This is a genomic window from Streptomyces tailanensis, assembly GCF_008386495.1.
Taxonomy (GTDB): Bacteria; Actinomycetota; Actinomycetes; order Streptomycetales; family Streptomycetaceae; genus Streptomyces; species Streptomyces tailanensis.
Map to the genome: position 1 here is coordinate 63,056 of NZ_VTHJ01000005.1, position 15,940 is coordinate 78,995.

General features: G+C 70.1%; 15 protein-coding genes and 2 tRNA genes. 6 read left to right on the forward strand and 11 right to left on the reverse strand.

Annotation, left to right across the window (positions count from 1 at the left end; all coding sequences use genetic code 11):
* Nucleotides 1-51: 51 nt before the first annotated feature.
* The 4 genes from F3T56_RS06010 to F3T56_RS06025 all read right to left on the reverse strand — a co-directional run bounded on the left by F3T56_RS06010 (nt 52) and on the right by F3T56_RS06025 (nt 5,230).
* Nucleotides 52-2,226, reverse strand: coding sequence for a 3-hydroxyacyl-CoA dehydrogenase NAD-binding domain-containing protein (locus F3T56_RS06010; RefSeq protein ID WP_149823643.1), 2,175 nt, complete (start codon nt 2,224-2,226; stop codon nt 52-54).
* 49 nt (nt 2,227-2,275) lie between these two features.
* Nucleotides 2,276-3,490, reverse strand: a complete 1,215-nt coding sequence (locus tag F3T56_RS06015) for an acetyl-CoA C-acetyltransferase (protein WP_149823644.1) — start codon at nt 3,488-3,490, stop codon at nt 2,276-2,278.
* 48 nt (nt 3,491-3,538) lie between these two features.
* Entirely contained in the window at nt 3,539-4,702 is a 1,164-nt protein-coding gene (locus tag F3T56_RS06020) for a CaiB/BaiF CoA transferase family protein (protein ID WP_172638821.1), read from the reverse strand.
* 147 nt (nt 4,703-4,849) lie between these two features.
* Nucleotides 4,850-5,230, reverse strand: a complete 381-nt coding sequence (locus tag F3T56_RS06025; RefSeq protein ID WP_172638822.1) for an MmcQ/YjbR family DNA-binding protein — start codon at nt 5,228-5,230, stop codon at nt 4,850-4,852.
* Nucleotides 5,231-5,332: 102 nt separating this feature from the next.
* Here F3T56_RS06025 and F3T56_RS06030 point away from each other — a divergent pair, with 102 nt between their 5' ends.
* Complete coding sequence (locus F3T56_RS06030) at nt 5,333-6,511, forward strand: saccharopine dehydrogenase family protein (protein WP_149823645.1); 1,179 nt, start codon at nt 5,333-5,335, stop codon at nt 6,509-6,511.
* A 58-nt stretch (nt 6,512-6,569) separates the two neighbouring features.
* Here the strand turns inward: F3T56_RS06030 and mmpA are convergent, their stop codons facing one another.
* From mmpA to F3T56_RS06040, 3 genes are all read right to left on the reverse strand, one after another.
* The gene (mmpA, locus tag F3T56_RS46010; RefSeq protein ID WP_172638823.1) at nt 6,570-6,716 is read right to left on the reverse strand and encodes a morphogenic membrane protein MmpA; all 147 of its coding nucleotides are present in this window, start codon (nt 6,714-6,716) and stop codon (nt 6,570-6,572) included.
* 126 nt (nt 6,717-6,842) lie between these two features.
* Complete coding sequence (locus F3T56_RS06035) at nt 6,843-7,535, reverse strand: endonuclease V (protein WP_172638830.1); 693 nt, start codon at nt 7,533-7,535, stop codon at nt 6,843-6,845.
* A 47-nt stretch (nt 7,536-7,582) separates the two neighbouring features.
* Entirely contained in the window at nt 7,583-7,906 is a 324-nt protein-coding gene (locus F3T56_RS06040; RefSeq protein WP_149823646.1) for a plasmid stabilization protein, read from the reverse strand.
* A gap of 409 nt (nt 7,907-8,315) precedes the next feature.
* On the opposite strand from F3T56_RS06040, the gene ssgD reads away from it, so the two are divergent.
* The 4 genes from ssgD (at nt 8,316) to F3T56_RS06070 (ending at nt 12,858) form a co-directional block, all read left to right on the forward strand.
* The gene (ssgD, locus tag F3T56_RS06050) at nt 8,316-8,732 is read left to right on the forward strand and encodes a spore wall synthesis regulator SsgD (RefSeq protein WP_149823648.1); all 417 of its coding nucleotides are present in this window, start codon (nt 8,316-8,318) and stop codon (nt 8,730-8,732) included.
* A 360-nt stretch (nt 8,733-9,092) separates the two neighbouring features.
* A complete protein-coding gene (locus F3T56_RS06060) occupies nt 9,093-10,724 on the forward strand; it encodes an ABC-F family ATP-binding cassette domain-containing protein (RefSeq protein WP_149823649.1) in 1,632 nt (543 codons plus the stop codon).
* 157 nt (nt 10,725-10,881) lie between these two features.
* A complete protein-coding gene (gene ddaH, locus F3T56_RS06065) occupies nt 10,882-11,658 on the forward strand; it encodes a dimethylargininase (RefSeq protein WP_149823650.1) in 777 nt (258 codons plus the stop codon).
* Between the two features lie 222 nt (nt 11,659-11,880).
* The gene (locus tag F3T56_RS06070) at nt 11,881-12,858 is read left to right on the forward strand and encodes an acyl-ACP desaturase (RefSeq protein WP_149823651.1); all 978 of its coding nucleotides are present in this window, start codon (nt 11,881-11,883) and stop codon (nt 12,856-12,858) included.
* A gap of 32 nt (nt 12,859-12,890) precedes the next feature.
* Here F3T56_RS06070 and F3T56_RS06075 read toward each other — a convergent pair.
* The 4 genes from F3T56_RS06075 to F3T56_RS06090 all read right to left on the reverse strand — a co-directional run bounded on the left by F3T56_RS06075 (nt 12,891) and on the right by F3T56_RS06090 (nt 14,970).
* Nucleotides 12,891-12,964 (reverse strand) — tRNA-Trp (locus tag F3T56_RS06075).
* Nucleotides 12,965-13,196: 232 nt separating this feature from the next.
* On the reverse strand, nt 13,197-14,546 hold the full coding sequence (locus F3T56_RS06080) for an SDR family NAD(P)-dependent oxidoreductase (protein WP_149823652.1): 1,350 nt from the start codon (nt 14,544-14,546) through the stop codon (nt 13,197-13,199).
* Between the two features lie 35 nt (nt 14,547-14,581).
* A tRNA-Glu gene (locus tag F3T56_RS06085) sits at nt 14,582-14,653 on the reverse strand.
* Between the two features lie 68 nt (nt 14,654-14,721).
* Entirely contained in the window at nt 14,722-14,970 is a 249-nt protein-coding gene (locus tag F3T56_RS06090; protein WP_172638831.1) for a WhiB family transcriptional regulator, read from the reverse strand.
* Nucleotides 14,971-15,260: 290 nt separating this feature from the next.
* On the opposite strand from F3T56_RS06090, the gene F3T56_RS06095 reads away from it, so the two are divergent.
* Complete coding sequence (locus F3T56_RS06095; RefSeq protein ID WP_149823653.1) at nt 15,261-15,851, forward strand: VOC family protein; 591 nt, start codon at nt 15,261-15,263, stop codon at nt 15,849-15,851.
* The last annotated feature ends 89 nt before the right edge of the window (nt 15,852-15,940 follow it).

Below are 15,940 nucleotides of genomic sequence, written 5' to 3' on the forward strand. Positions count from 1 at the left end.
GGACGGGTAGGGGCGGCGGGGGCGAGGAAGATCCCGCCCGTACCCGGGGGTTCACCCGTCGCTGAAGCGCTCCCCCTTCTCCGCCTTGTCCACCAGGAGTGCCGGTGGGGTGAAGCGGGTGCCGTAGCGGTCGGACAGTTCTCGGGCTCGGGCTACGAAGCCGGGCAGGCCGCCCTCGTAGCCGTTGATGTACTGGAGGACGCCGCCGGTCCAGCCGGGGAAGCCGATGCCGAAGATGGAACCGATGTTGGCGTCGGCCACGGATGTCAGGACGCCCTCCTCCAACAGCCGCACCGTGTCGAGGGCCTCGGAGAAGAGCATGCGTTCCTGCATGTCCTCGAAGGGGATCCGGTGGCCGGGCTTGGTGAAGTGTTCGCGGAGGCCGGGCCAGAGTCTGGTGCGGCGGCCGTCGGGGCCGTAGTCGTAGAAGCCTGCTCCGCCGCTGCGGCCGGGGCGTTCGAACTCGTCGACCATGCGGTCGATGACGGCCTCGGCCGGGTGGACGTCCCAGGTGCCGCCGGCCTCCTCCACGGCCCGGCGCGTCTCGGCGCGGATCTTGCGGGGCAGGGTCAGCGTCAGTTCGTCCATGAGGGAGAGGACCTTGGCGGGGTAGCCCGCCTGGGCCGCCGCCTGTTCGACGGATGCGGGCTCGATGCCCTCGCCGACCATCGCCACGCCCTCGTTGATGAAGTGGCCGATGACGCGGGAGGTGAAGAAGCCCCGTGAGTCGTTGACGACGATCGGGGTCTTCTTGATCTGCCGGACGAGGTCGAAGGCACGGGCCAGGGCCTCGTCGCCCGTCTGCTCGCCCTTGATGATCTCGACGAGCGGCATCTTGTCGACGGGTGAGAAGAAGTGCAGACCGATGAAGTCGGACTGGCGGGCGACGCCCTTGGCCAGTTCGGTGATGGGGAGGGTGGAGGTGTTGGAGCAGAGGAGTGCGTCCGGTGCCACCACCGACTCGATCTGCTGGAAGACCTCGTGCTTGAGCTGGGTGTTCTCGAACACCGCCTCGATGACCGCGTCGCAGCCCGCGAGGTCGGCCGGGTCCGCGGTGGGGGTGATGCGGGCGAGGAGCGCGTCGGCCTTCTGCTGTGTCGTACGGCCCCTGGACACCGCCTTCGCGCACAGCTTCTCCGAGTAGCCCTTGCCCTTCGCGGCCGCTTCGAGGGACACGTCCTTCAGGACGACCTCGATGCCCGCGCGGGCGCACGAGTACGCGATACCGGCGCCCATCATCCCGGCGCCAAGGACGGCGACCTTGCGGACCTGGCGGGGCTCGATGCCCTGGGGGCGGTTGGCGCCGGAGTTGACGGCCTGGAGGTCGAAGAAGAAGGCCTGGATCATGTTCTTGGACGTCTGGCCCGCCGCCAGCTCCGCGAAGTAGCGGGCCTCGATGACCTGGGCGGTCTCGAAGTCGACCTGAGCGCCCTCGACGGCCGCGGCGAGGATGCGCCGGGGAGCCGGGTAGGGCGCGCCGTTGGTCTGCTTGCGCAGGGTGGCGGGGAAGGCGGGCAGGTTCGCCGCGAACTTGGGGTTGGACGGCGAACCGCCGGGGATCCGGTAGCCGTGTTTGTCCCAGGGCTGTTGCGACTCGGGGTTGGCGTCGATGAAGGCCCGGGCCTTCGCCATCAACTCGTCCTGGGTGGCGGCCACTTCGTGGATGAGGCCGCTCTGGAGGGCACGCTGCGGGGTGTACTGGGTGCCCTGCAACAGCACCTTCAGCAGGGCGTCGGCGATGCCCATCAGCCGTACGGTGCGGACGACGCCGCCACCTCCGGGGAGCAGGCCGAGGGTGACCTCGGGGCAGCCGATCTTGGAGCCGGGTGCGTCGAGGGCGATGCGGTGGTGGCAGGCGAGGGCCAGCTCGTAGCCGCCGCCCAGGGCCGCGCCGTTCATCGCGGCGACGACCGGCTTGCCCAGGGTCTCGATGCGGCGCAGATGGCGCTTGATGTCCAGGCCGCCGTCGAACAACTGCTGTGCGGTCTCCGGAGTGACTCGGATGAGGTCGCGCAGGTCACCGCCGGCGAAGAAGGTCTTCTTGGCGGAGGTGATGATGATGCCGCGGATGGAGTCCTTCTCGGCCTCCAGTCGGTCGGCGATCACCGCGAGGGAGGCACGGAACGCCTCGTTCATGGTGTTCGCGGACTGGTTCGGGTCGTCGAGGACGAGGGTGACGAGGCCGGTACGGTCCTGTTCCCAGCGGATGGTGGTGCTCTCGGTCATGACGGGTCTCCGTAGATGTGCCGTGGAAGTCTCTTGGTTCCGCCGGGTTTCAGACGCGCTCGACGATCGTCGCGATGCCCATGCCGCCGCCCACGCAGAGCGTGGCGAGCCCGTACCGCTTGTGCTGCCGCTCCAGTTCGTCGATCAGCGTGCTTAGGATCATCGCGCCGGTGGCGCCCAGCGGGTGGCCGAGGGCGATGGCTCCGCCGTTGACGTTGACCTTGTCGAGCGAGAGTCCCATGTCCTTCACGAAGCGCAGGACGACGGCCGCGAACGCCTCGTTGATCTCGACGAGGTCGATGTCGTCGATGGTCAGGCCGGCCTTGGCGAGGGCCTTGCGGGTCGCGGGGGCGGGGCCGGTGAGCATGATGGTGGGCTCGGAACCGGAGACGGCGGCGGAGACGATCCGGGCGCGGGGGCGCAGGCCGTAGCGCTCGCCGATCTCCTTGGAGCCGATGGCGACCAGGGATGCGCCGTCCACGATGCCGGAGGAGTTGCCCGCGTGGTGGACGTGGTCGATCTCCTCGACCCAGTGGTACTTCTGCAGCGCCACCGCGTCGAAGCCGCCGAGCTCGCCGATGTCCGCGAAGGACGGCTTGAGCCCGGCGAGGGAGTCGGCGGTCGTGCCGGGCCGCATGTGCTCGTCGTGGTCGAGAACGACGAGGCCCGCCCGGTCCCTCACGGGGACGACGGACTTCTCGAAGCGGCCGTCCTTCCACGCGGTGGCCGCCCGCTCCTGGGAGAGCGCCGCGTACTCGTCGACGTCCCGCCGTGAGAATCCCTCGATCGTGGCGATGAGGTCGGCGCCGATGCCCTGTGGCACGAAGTTGACGGCCAGGTTGGTCATCGGGTCGTTGAACCAGGCACCCCCGTCCGAGGCCATCGGCACCCGGGACATCGACTCGACGCCGCCCGCGAGCACCAGGTCCTCCCAACCCGAACGGACCTTCGCGGCGGCCAGGTTGACGGCTTCGAGACCCGAGGCACAGAAGCGGTTCTCCTGGACGCCGGCCACCGTGTCCGGCAGTCCGGCGGCGATCGCGGCGATCCGGGCGATGTCGGAGCCCTGGTCGCCGACCGGGCCCACGACACCGAGCACGATGTCGTCGACGGCGGCCGGGTCGAGGCCGGGGAAGCGGCGCCGGACCTCGTGGATCAGTCCGACGACCAGGTCGATGGGCTTGGTGCCGTGCAGGGCGCCGTTCGCCTTGCCGCGGCCGCGCGGGGTGCGGATCGCGTCGTACACGTACGCTTCGGTGCTCACGAGTGTGGCCTTTCACATGGCGGGTCACATGGCGGGAGGGAGAGGGCCCTAGGGCTGTTGTCGGTCGGTGTCCTGCGCGGAGGCCTCCGTCAGGAGGCCGGGTATGCCCCAGTCATGGGCCACGTCCGCGGTGTCGGCGCCCGGCAGGGCGGGGCCGCTGCGGACCGAGGTGTGGGTGGCGGAGAAGCGGGGCGCGGGGGCGGGCTGGGTGATGCCGCCGAAGTCGGTGAAGGTGCCCCGGGCCGCGAGGTGCGGGTGGTGCGGGGCCTCGCGCAGCGACAGGACGGGGGCCACACAGGCGTCGGAGCCCTCGAAGACGGCCGTCCACTCGTCCCTCGTACGGGTCTTGAAGCGGGCCGCGACCGTCTCGCGCAGCTCGCCCCAGGCGGCCGTGTCCTTGCGGGCCGGGGCCCGGTCCTTGATGCCGAGGAGGTCGACGAACTCCGCGTAGAACTGCTGCTCCAGGGCGCCCACGGCGACGTACTGGCCGTCGGCGGTCTCGTACGTGCCGTAGAAGGGGCAGCCGCCGTCGAGGAGGTTGGCGGCGCGGCGGTCCTGCCAGCCGCCGGCGGCGAGCATGCCGTGAATCATCGCGGAGAGGTGCGAGGTGCCGTCGACGATGGCCGCGTCCACGACCTGTCCGGTGCCGGTGGCGCGGGCGTGGTGGAGGGCGGCGAGGACGCCGACGACGAGGTAGAGCGAGCCGCCCGCGTAGTCGCCGAGGAGATTGGCGGGGACGGCGGGCGGGGCGTCCGGACTGCCGATCATGCCGAGGGTGCCGGTCAGGGCGATGTACGCGATGTCGTGGCCGGCGCGCTGGGCGAGCGGGCCCTGCTGGCCCCAGCCGGTCATACGCCCGTAGACCAGCTCGGGGTTGCGGGCGTGGCAGGTCTCGGGGCCGACGCCGAGGCGCTCGGCGACGCCCGGTCGGTAGCCCTCGATGAGGATGTGCGCGCGCTCGGCCAGGGCGAGGACCGTCTCCGGGCCTGCCGGGGACTTCAGGTCGACGACCACCGACCTCTTGTTGCGGTTGGTGACGTCGTAGACCGGGTTCACCGCGAGGCCCGCGCCGTTCGGCCGGTCGACGCGGACGACATCGGCGCCGAGGTCACCGAGGAGCATGGCGGCGAACGGTCCCGGGCCGATGCCCGCGAGTTCGACCACGCGCACACCGGCGAGCGGACCGTGCCCGGGCGTCTTCGCCACTGCCATCGAGCCCCCAGCTCTGTGACACAGATGATGTAACACCAGTGATGTTAGGAACGTGTTCCACCGCGCACAAGTTCCGAGTGAGCAAACGCTTAGTCGTTGTGCCCAACGTCGATTGTGCCCAATGCCGCGGCACACGTCAGCCCTGCCTCACCCGCCCTCCAGCTCGGCTGTGAGCCGCTTCGGGGCGATCACCCGGTAGCTCTCCTCGACCCAGTCGCACAGCACCTCCACGCTCGGGGCGCCCTTCGGCTCCAGTGGGATGCTCACCCAGCCGGCCCTGCCTAGGCCGTACCCCGCGGGTTCGGCGCCCGGGCAGGTCAGGGCGTGGGCGTGGGTCTCCTCGTCCTTGAGCTTGACGGTGACGCCGAGCGGATGACTGCCGTCGTCGACGCCGAGGAACACGAACACCTTCTTGTTGACCTTCGCGACGGTCTCGCCCCACGGGAACTCCTCGACCGCACCGGGCATCCCGAGCGCGAACTCTCGCACCTTCTCCCACTTTTTCAGGGCGCTCCTGGGTACGGTCACGGCCACCTCCGGATCCCGCGCGTTCGGCTGCTCGTTCCTCACGCTAGCCTCAGCCACCGACAACGGCGCGTGGACGGCCGTGGGCGAGTGCTGAGGGGTGTCATGAGCAGGCAGGACAAGGCGGATCGGGCGTACGACATCGTGCTCTTCGGAGCCACGGGGTTCGTCGGAGAGCTCACCGCGGAGTATCTCGCCGCGCATGCGCCTGAGGGGCTGCGCTGGGCGATCGCCGGGCGCAGCGAGGAGAAGCTGGCGGCGCTGCGCGAGCGGCTGCCCGACGGCGCGGAGATCGGTGTCCTGCGGGCGGACGTGTCCGACCCGAAGTCACTGCGCGAACTCGCCCTGCACGCGCGCGTGGTGGCCACGACGGTCGGCCCGTACGTCCTCCACGGCGAGGAGTTGGTGGCCGCCTGCGCCGACGCGGGCACCGACTACCTGGACCTCACCGGTGAGCCCGAGTTCGTGGACCTCACCTACGTACGGCATGACGCACGCGCGCGTGAGACGGGGGCGCGGATCGTGCACGCGGCGGGCTTCGACTCGATACCGCACGACCTGGGGGCGTACTTCACGGTGCGGCAGCTCCCGGAGGGTGTGCCGCTCACCGTGGACGGGTTCGTGCGGGCGGAGGGCATGTTCTCGGGCGGGACGTTCAACTCCGCGCTGACGGGGTTCTCGCGCACCCGGCAGACCATGGCCGCCGCGCAGGACCGCAAGCGGCACGAGCCGCGCATGGTGGGCCGGCGGGCGTACGCGCCGGTGAGCGCGCCCCGGTTCGCCAAGGAGGTCGGCGCGTGGGCGCTGCCGCTGCCGACCATCGACGCGCAGGTGGTGCAGCGTTCGGCGCGCGCCCTGGAGCGGTACGGGCCGGACTTCCGCTACCGCCACTACGCGGCCGTCAAGACCCTGCCGTTCGCGGTGGGCGGGGTCGCGTTCGTCGGCGCGGTCTTCGCGGCCGCCCAAGTGCCGCCCGCCCGGCGCTGGTTGGGCGATCGGCTCAAGCCGGGTGAGGGGCCGAGTGCGGAGAAGCGGGCGAAGAGCTGGTTCTCGGTACGGTTCGTGGGCGAGGGCGGCGGGCGCCGTGTCCTCACGGAGGTCGCGGGCGGTGACCCCGGCTACGGCGAGACGGCGAAGATGTTCGCCGAGTCCGCGCTGTGCCTGGCCTTCGACGACCTGCCCGCCACGGCGGGGCAGGTCACGACGGCGGTCGCGATGGGCGACGCGCTGATCGAGCGGCTGCGCGCGGCGGGGATCACTTTCCGGGTGGCGGCCTCGCGGTAGCGGTCGCGGTCGCGGCCCTTCGGTCCAGTTCCCTTCCGTCCAGTTCCCGTCGGTCCGGTTACTGGGCCCATCCCGTCAGCGTGTAGATCATGCCGGCGATCCAGGCCACTCCGGCGATCACGGCGAGCAGCAGCCCGGCGGTCACCGCGCGCTCGACGGTCTGGGTGGGTGCTGCGGCGGGCTTCGGGGCTCGGTGCGTCGTCATGGGGCAAGCCTGCCGATCATGACGACGCACCGGAATCCGTACACATACTCAGTCCGTACTCACATGCGAGCTTCGAACGTACTCATGTGCGAGCTTCGGGTGTACATGTACGGGCTTCGGACGCGCTCATGACTCGGTCGTGTCCCGCAGCGCCCGTCGGCACAACGAGTCTGAGCGGCGGGTCGTCTCCGGGAGGCGGTATTCGGGGGTGAGGGCGAGGGTATGCGCGCAGGCGTTGTCGAGGGTCACCCGGTGGCCGACGGAGACGAAGACGGGCTTGACGCCGTCGCGGGTGCGCAGGGCGCGGCCCACCTCCTCGGTGCCGGCGAGGAGCGGGGAGGTGCTGCCGCGCGGGGTGGCGGGGTCGTCGTACGTGAAGGTGAAGGGGTTCTTGGCGACGCCGATCGTGGGGAGCCCGGTGAGGACGCCGAGGTGGGCGGCGAGGCCGAAGCGGCGCGGGTGGGCGAGGCCGTAGCCGTCGCAGACGACGAGGCCGGGGTCGCAGGGCAGCGCGTCGAGGGCGGCCAGCACGGTCGGGATCTCCCGGAAGGCGAGCAGCCCGGGGACGTACGGGAAGGAGACCTGCCCGATCGCCGTGGCCTCGGCGACCACGTCGAGCGTCGCCGCGTCCAGCACGACGGCCGCCGCCGCGACCACGTCCCGCTCGTCGTCGTACGCCACGTCGACACCGGTGACGTGCCCGGTCCGGGGCGGCGGTCCGGGCTCGTCGAGGACCACCTTCCCCCGCAACTCGTCCTGCACGGCGAGGGCTTGTTCTTCGGTGGCGGGCCAGCCCGCCGGGATGCGTACGGTCGTCATGGTGCCGATGAGCGTACGCATCCCCGCCACGGCGTCGCTCTCCAGGGCTACTTGCCGAGGGCCCGCTTCAGCTGGCTCTTGTTCATGTCCGAACGGCCGTGGATGTTGCGCCGCTTGGCCTCCTCGTAGAGCTGGTCGTACGTGGGCCCCTGGGACCCCTTGCCGGAGCGCTGGCCGCCGCGCTTGCCGGACGACATGTCCTGGGTGGAGGTACGGCTCGCGGTCTTGGACTCACCGGAGCGGGCACGTTCCTTGTTGACGGTCCGGGCGGCGATCTCCTCGGCGCGGGACTCGCTCTCACCGCGGTCCCGGGCGCTCTCCTTGATGTGCTCGTACTGGCGTTCCCGCTTGGGGCTCGAACCGCGTGGCATGATCGATCACTCCTTCCGTGATGCGAACACGGCACAAGTATCCCATTTCAACCTGAACAATGCGCTACCGCTCCGGGGGTCGAATGGGCGGAACGACCGCCCGGCGTGCCTCGGATGCCTCTATGTCCCGGAACCGCGGATCCTGTGCGCCGGGTGGTGACACGTGCCGCCTGCGCGAGCGCCGCCCGGTGCCGTCCAGGTGCCCTCGGCGGGGAACCGTCGGGCCGTGTCCGGTGTCCTCTCCGGTATCCCGGCACCGTGGGACGAGAAATGGATCACCTCGGTGATTGGGCTCGGTGACAGAGGTCACTCGAGGCCCATGTGCACGGAACGGCCCGATCCGTCGTCTCTCCAATTGCCCGGCCTCAGTCATCCGGAGTCCGTCCATCTGTCACAAGGGAGCAAGGCGTTGTCCACCGTCATCGAGCAGCCCGTAGAGGCCCGTCTCGTCGCCGCCGCGCCGCGGATGCCGAGCATTCCCGCAACGCTCCACTACGACCGAAGCGACCCCTTCGCCGTCCGTATGACCTTCCCCGCCCCGGCCACGCTCGAGGGTGTCGAGGTCTGCTGGACCTTCGCCCGCGAACTCTTCGTGACCGGCATGGACGAGGCCGTCGGCCACGGGGACGTGCGCGTGCGCCCGTACGGCTACGACCGACTGGTCCTGGAGTTCCACGCTCCGGAGGGCACCGCCGTGGTGCACGTCCGGACCGGCGAGGTGCGGCGCTTCCTGGACCGTACGACCGACCTGGTGCCTCTCGGTCTCGAACACCACCAGGTCGACCTGGACCACGACCTCGCGGAGCTGATGCGGGACGCCTGCTGAGGCCGTTCCCACCGCCGCCCCGCTCCGCCCGAGGGCGGCCGGTCCGGGCGTCGATCCGATTCGCCGGTCCGGACGCCGTTTTAATGCGTTGACAGCCCTGACGGCCCCTCCCTACGTTGTACAGCGGTCCTGTTGCCGTCGATTGGAGAAGGACGTTGCTCGTCTGAGGTCCTGAAACACCGCGTCACACACCTGTGCTGCATCTCAGCCCGCTGTGTGCGTTGCGTGCGACCTCGGCGTACGAGCCGTCCCCCGGCAGCGGGCTTTTCTCTTGCCCCGTATCCCCGCCCTCGTCGTGTCGCCCCTCGCGGTGTTTCGAACGCGTTGCCCCTGGCCGCTTCCAGCAACCGCGAGGTCCTTATGTCTACCCCCCTGTCTCTCACCTGTACGTCCCTGTCCTTCGCCTGGCCCGACGGCACCCCCGTCTTCGACGACCTGCAGATCGCGTTCGGCCCCGGTCGGACCGGGCTCGTCGGCCTCAACGGATCGGGAAAATCAACCCTGTTGAAGCTGATCGCCGGTGAACTCACCCCGAGCGACGGCACCATCCGCGTGGCGGGCGAGGTCGGCTATCTCCCGCAGAACGTCGTGCTCGACACCACCCTGAGGGTCGACGAGGCGCTCGGCATCGTCGACACCCGCGCCGCGCTGCACGCCATCGAGGCGGGCGACGTCGCCGAGGAGCACTTCGCGACGGTCGGCGACGACTGGGACGTGGAGGAGCGCGCCATCGCCACCCTCGGTCAACTCGGGCTCGGCCACGTCGACCTGGACCGCACGATCGGTGAGGTCTCGGGCGGCGAGTCGGTACTGCTGCGGCTCGCCGCACTGCTGCTGCGCCGCCCGGACGTCCTGCTCCTGGACGAGCCCACCAACAACCTCGACCTGTACGCGCGCCGCCGCCTGTACGACGCCGTCTCGTCCTGGTCCGGAGTCATGATCGTGGTCAGCCACGACCGTGAACTCCTCGAACTGGTCGACCAGATCGCCGACCTGCACTCCGGCGAGGTCACCTGGTACGGCGGCAACTACTCCGTGTACGAAGAGGCGTTGACCACCGAACAGGACGCGGCGGAGCGCATGGTGCGGGTCGCCGAGGCCGATCTGAAGAGGCAGAAGCGTGAACTCGTCGAGGCGCACACGAAGTTGGCCAAGCGCACGCGCTACGCCAACAAGATGTACGAGAACAAGCGCGAGCCCCGGGCCGTGATGAAGCTGAAGAAACGCACGGCCCAGGTGTCCGCCGGCAAGCACCGCATCATGCACGAGGAGAAGCTCACCGAGGCCAGGGAGCGGCTCGACGAGGCGGTGGAGGCGGTACGGGACGACGACGAGATCCGCATCGACCTGCCGTACACGGCCGTGCCCCCGGGCCGTACCGTCCTCACATTCCTGGACCTGCAGCTCCGGTACGGGTCCCGGCTGAGCGGCGGTCTCGATCTGCGCGGTCCCGAGCGGATCGCGCTGATCGGGCGCAATGGCTCGGGCAAGACCACGCTGTTGCGCACGATCGCGGGCGAGTTGGAGCCGGTGAGCGGCGAGTCGAAGACACATGTGCCGATGCGTTTCCTGCCGCAGCGGCTCGACGTCCTCGACGACGAGCTGACGGTCGCCGAGAACGTGGCCCGGTTCGCGCCGGACGCCACCAACAACCGGATCCGGGCCCGCCTCGCCCGCTTCCTGTTCCGGGGCGCCCGAGCCGACCAGCCGGCGGCGACGCTCTCCGGCGGGGAACGCTTCCGGGCGGCGCTGGCGGCCCTGATGCTCGCCGAGCCCGCCCCGCAGCTGCTGATGCTGGACGAGCCGACGAACAACCTCGACATGGCGAGCGTGCGGCAGCTCACCACGGCTCTGGAGTCGTACGAGGGTGCGCTCATCGTGGCCAGCCACGACCTGCCGTTCCTGGAGTCGATCGGGATCACACGGTGGCTGCTGATGGAGGAGGGAGAGCTGAAGGGGACCACGCCGGAGGAGATCGGCTCGATGGACTGACTCCACCGCCCCACCGGACTTCGTTACCGTCGAGTATTTCAGGAGGGCCACAGCTTGACGGCGAGGGTTTTGCCCTCGTGGACGGGCCCTGCATGATGGCGGACCGGCGTCGCTTCACGGGCGCCGGAAAACCCTCGTTCGATTCGGAGTCCCACACGTGCCCAGCAAGAAGGCCCTCGTCCGCCGCCCCAGCCCCCGCCTGGCCGAAGGCCTCGTCACGCACATCGAACGCGCGGAGGTGGACGTCGACCTCGCGGTCGAGCAGTGGGAGGCGTACGGGGAGGCCCTGCGCGCCCACGGCTGGGAGACCATCGAGGTGGACCCGGCCGACGACTGCCCGGACTCGGTGTTCGTCGAGGACACCGTGGTCATGTACAAGAACGTGGCGCTGATCGCGCGCCCCGGCGCCGCGTCCCGGCGGGACGAGACCGCCGGGATCGAGGAGGCCGTGGCCGCGCTCGGCTGCTCGGTGAACTGGGTCTGGGAGCCGGGCACGCTGGAGGGCGGCGACGTCCTCAAGGTCGGTGGCACCGTGTTCGCCGGCCGGGGCGGGCGTACCAACGCTGCCGGGGTGCAGCAGCTGCGGGCCGCGTTCGAGCCGCTCGGGGCGCGGGTCGTCTCCGTACCCGTGAGCAAGGTGCTGCATCTGAAGTCGGCGGTCACGGCGCTGCCCGACGGCACGGTCGTCGGGCACATCCCGAGGATGGACGCGCCGTCGCTGTTCGGGCGCTTCCTGCCGGTGCCGGAGGAGGCCGGGGCGCATGTGGTGCTGCTCGGCGGCGACAAGCTGCTGATGGCGGCGAGCGCGCCGAAGACCGCGGAGCTCTACTCCGACCTCGGCTACGAGCCCGTCGTGGTCGACATCAGCGAGTTCGAGAAGCTGGAGGGTTGTGTGACATGCCTCTCGGTGCGGCTGCGGGAGCTGTACGCCTGACCAGGTGATCCCCTCGCTCTTCAGCCCCTGGACCTGCGGGTCCACGGGGCCTTCGGCATGTCCGCCGACCGCTTGCCGGACCCCGCTGATCAGCGGTCTTTACGGCGCGCTTAACCTACGGCTTCGTAACCTACGGATTCGTAGCCTACGATGCCGTAGGTTCCGGCCACCCGCCCGTGGCCGCGTACATGTTCCGTCCCTGATCGTCCCCCTGGAGCCTCTGTGTCGATCACTTCTCCCCATCTCGGCAGCCCGTCCACCGAATGGACCGACGCGCGGCTGCTGTACGCGCTGGAGGAAGTCGTCGAGAAGGAACTCAACCGGCATCTGAAGGTCACCAAGGACTGGATGCCGCACGAGTACGTGCCGTGGAGCGACGGCCGCAACTTCCCCGGTTTCTTCGAGGACGGCGAGGCCTGGGAGAAGGGGCAGTCGAAGGTCACCGAGGTCGGCCGGATCGCCCTGGTGGTGAACCTGCTGACCGAGGACAATCTGCCCAGCTACCACCACGAGATCGCCACCCTCTTCGGCCGGGACGGCGCCTGGGGCACCTGGGTGCACCGCTGGACCGCGGAGGAGGGCCGGCACGGCATCGTGATGCGCGACTATCTGCTCGCCTCGCGCGCGGTGGACCCGGACAAGCTCGAACAGTTCCGGATGGCCCACATGAGCGAGGGCTTCGAGTCGGACAACCGGCACTCGATGCTCCACACGGTCGCATACGTCGCCTTCCAGGAGCTCGCCACCCGCGTCTCGCACCGCAACACCGGCCACCACTCGGGTGATCCCGTCTGCGACCGCATGCTGGCGCGCATCGCGACCGACGAGAACCTCCACATGATCTTCTACCGGAACCTGCTGAAGGCCGCGTTCGAGTTCGCCCCCGACCTCACCATGCAGGCCGTCCGCGACGTCGTCGTCAACTTCCGCATGCCCGGCCACGGTATGCCCGGCTTCGAGCGTGCCGCCGCGCAGATGGCCATCGGCGAGGTCTACAACATGCGCATCCACCACGACGACGTCCTCGCGCCGGTCCTCCGATTCCTGAAGATCATGGAGATCGACGGCCTCGGCCCCGAGGGCATGAAGGCCCAGGAAGAGCTCGGCCTCTACATGGGTGGACTGGACGCCGAGGCCCGCAAGTTCGACGAGAAGCTCGCGGCGCGCAAGGCGCGGATGGCGGCGCGGGCCGGGGCGTAACCGCCCCTCACTGCCGCGCTGTGGCGCAGGGGGCGGGGCGGCTGGATTTGAACCAGCGTGTTCCGGCTTTGGAGACCGGCGCGCCTGCCTCTGCGCTACGGCCCCACCCTTGGAGTCGAGGCTAGCGGCTCGGCCCGCTGTCGGGCGATCGAATTTGTGATCCGTTCCCGAGTTCTTCGCCCCCGCCGCCCCTACCCCACTCTCGGCTTCGCTCGAGCGGGGGGACCCCCAACCAGGGGCTGCCGCCCCTTCAACCCCGCACCGACACGGGGCTCCGCCCCGGACCCCGCCAGGGGCGCTGCGCCCCTGGACCCCAGCCGAGCCCCGAGTTCCCCTCCTCACCACTCCGCCTCCCTGTAGTCCTTCAGGAACACCCCCGATACGGGGTCGCCCGCCTCGCCCCGCACGATCGGGTCGTAGACACGCGCCGCGCCGTCCACGATGTCGAGCGGTGTACGGAAGCCTGCTCCGGCCATGCGGTGCTTCTTCGGGGCGGGGTTCTCGTCGGTGATCCAGCCGGTGTCGACGGCGCACATATGGACGCCCTGCCGGGCGAGTTCGGCGGCGCTGGTGCGGGTGAGCATGTTGAGGGCGGCCTTGGCCATGTTGGTGTGCGGATGGCCGGCCGTCTTGTTGCGTACGGCGAAACGGCCCTCGACGGCGGTCACGTTGACCACGTAACGGCGGGGGTGCGGGGCAGCCAGCAGCAGCGACAGCAGCCGGTCACACAGAAGCGCCGGGGCGAGGGCGTTGACCAACTGGGTCTCCAGGACCTCCGCCGGGTCCAGTTCGCCGAGTCGGGCGGACCAGGAGTTCTCCGGGGAGGGGTCGGGCAGCAGTCCGGCCTCGTCGGCCTCGCGCAGGGCGACGGGCAGGGCCGAGGCTCCGCCGTCGCCCAGCATCCGCATCGGCGTGAACCCCGGTGCCTGACGGGCCCCTTCGGGCAGCGCGTCGTACTCCCCGGCGGCCAGCAGCGCGTACGACTCCGGTGGCCGTCGTACCGTCTGGGCCGCGTTGTTGACCAGGATGTCGAGCGGCTCACCCTCCTGCCTCAACTGCTCGCACAGGCCCAGTACTTGGCGAGGGTCGCGGAGGTCGACGGCGAGGACGGTCAGCCGGTCGAGCCACTTCTCGCTGCCGGGCTCGGCGCGGAAGCGGCGCACGGTGTCGTGCGGGAAGCGGCTGGTGACGAGCAGTTCGGCGCCGTCGCGCAGCATCATCAGCGCCAGTTGGAAGCCGATCTTCACCCTGCCACCGGTGAGGAGTACGCGCCGGCCGCCGAGGTCGGTGCTCAGGGCGCGGCGGGCGGTGTTGTCGGCGGCGCAGGCCGGGCACAGCCGATGGTAGAACGAGTCGACCTGTCGATAGGGCGTCTTGCAGACATAGCAGGTACGGGGTTTCCGGAAGAGTCCGCCGCCGCCCGTCGCGGACGCGGTCAGTGGCGCGTCCTCACGCCGGTCCAGGGAGCCGGTTGCCGTCGTGGCCATGACGGCGGCGTCGGCTGCCGACTTCTCGGCGCCCAGGGCCTTGCGGCGACGGAGCCGGCCATCACGTGCGAAGGACGCGGCGACCTGCTCGGCCCACAGCCGCACCGGGTCGTCGACGGGCAGCGCCCGCAGCCTGCCGACCGTCCGGTGGAAGGCCGCCAACTCGGCCTCGGTGATACCGCCTCCGCCGCCGTCGTCCATGTGCGTCCTGCCCCGTCATACCCGTGTGTGCGCGGTCCGGACGACCGGATTCGAACCGGCGTTTCCGCCCTGAGAAGGCGGCGCGCCTGCCTCTGCGCTACATCCGGACCGCGTGTGGAGCATATGTGCCCAGCGTCGACGCGGCATTCGATTTACGGCCGGGGCAGGTGCGGGATCAGCCGCGGTCGGTGCGTCGGAGGCGGAGCCGTTCCTTCTCGGACAGGCCGCCCCAGACGCCGAAGCGCTCATCGTTGGTCAGGGCGTAGTCGAGGCAGGCGGAGCGCATCTCGCACATGCCGCAGATGCGCTTCGCCTCACGGACCGAGCTACCGGGCTCGGGAAAGAAGAAGTCGGCCCCCGTCTGCGCACACAGCGCCCGCTCCTGCCAGGCGGTGTCGATCGGGGTGATCGTGTCGTTGTGCATGGCCAGGATCATGCCGGTCAGCGAAAAACGTTCGATCAACGCCGCATCAACGCGCTCCGCCGGACCCTCCATGTTCCCGTGGTGCGGAGCGGCGGAGGAAGGCGCCGCGCGGGGCGGTCGCACACCCGCGGCACCCTGACGATGCCAGACTCGGCAGTGCAGGCAACCGAGCCCCTCAGTTCCCAACCGCTCGGTACCGAACCCTCAGGACTCCTCAGGACTCCTCAGGACTCCCCCGGAGGAGGGCGAAGACGCTCACCACCCGCTACGTCACCGGCTCACCGAACTGGATCGACCTCGGCACCCCCGGCATCAAAGGCGCCGACTCCTTCTATCATCACCTCTTCGGCTGGCAGTTCCGGTCGGCCGGCCCCGAGTCGGGCGGCTACGGCCTCTTCCAGCTGGCCGGCAGGACCGTCGCGGCCGGTACGCAGAACCCGCCCGAGCAGGGCCCGCCGTCGTGGAACGTCTACTTCCGGACGCCGGACGCCGACGCCACGGCCAAGGCGGTGGAACAGGCACACGGCTCGGTGCTCATGCCGCCCATGGACGTGATGGACCAGGGCCGTATGGCCATCCTCGGCGACCGGGCGGGCGTGCCGTTCGGTATCTGGCAGCCCGAGCGCAACAGCGGCCTCGACGTCGTCACGGTCCCCGGTTCGCTGTGCTGGCTGGAGTTGTACACGCCGGACCTGCCCGCGGCCGCCGGGTTCTACAACTCCGTGTTCGGCTGGGAGACCTCCGCGATCACCTTCGACGAGGGCAGCTGCACATGCGTGAACCCGACGACGGACATGGCGGGCGTGGGCCGTTTCGCCAAGCTCGCCGATCCGTATGGGGCACGGTTCGCGGTGATCAGGAGCGAGTCGCCCCAGGGGTGACGGAGGACTTCGGCTTCTCGAGAGCGCTCTCAGTCATAAGTCTTGACGCCTCAACTCCCCCTGGGAACAGTGGGTGCACCAGAGCAGGG

Excerpts from the sequence above, each read along its gene's own strand:
- F3T56_RS06010 (WP_149823643.1), bottom strand. The coding sequence starts at position 2,226 with ATGACCGAGAGCACCACCATCCGCTGGGAACAGGACCGTACCGGCCTC.
- F3T56_RS06020 (WP_172638821.1), bottom strand. The coding sequence starts at position 4,702 with ATGGCAGTGGCGAAGACGCCCGGGCACGGTCCGCTCGCCGGTGTGCGC.
- F3T56_RS06030 (WP_149823645.1), top strand. The coding sequence starts at position 5,333 with ATGAGCAGGCAGGACAAGGCGGATCGGGCGTACGACATCGTGCTCTTC.
- mmpA (WP_172638823.1), bottom strand. The coding sequence starts at position 6,716 with ATGACGACGCACCGAGCCCCGAAGCCCGCCGCAGCACCCACCCAGACC.
- F3T56_RS06035 (WP_172638830.1), bottom strand. The coding sequence starts at position 7,535 with ATGACGACCGTACGCATCCCGGCGGGCTGGCCCGCCACCGAAGAACAA.
- F3T56_RS06040 (WP_149823646.1), bottom strand. The coding sequence starts at position 7,906 with ATGCCACGCGGTTCGAGCCCCAAGCGGGAACGCCAGTACGAGCACATC.
- F3T56_RS06060 (WP_149823649.1), top strand. The coding sequence starts at position 9,093 with ATGTCTACCCCCCTGTCTCTCACCTGTACGTCCCTGTCCTTCGCCTGG.
- F3T56_RS06080 (WP_149823652.1), bottom strand. The coding sequence starts at position 14,546 with ATGGACGACGGCGGCGGAGGCGGTATCACCGAGGCCGAGTTGGCGGCC.
- F3T56_RS06090 (WP_172638831.1), bottom strand. The coding sequence starts at position 14,970 with ATGCACAACGACACGATCACCCCGATCGACACCGCCTGGCAGGAGCGG.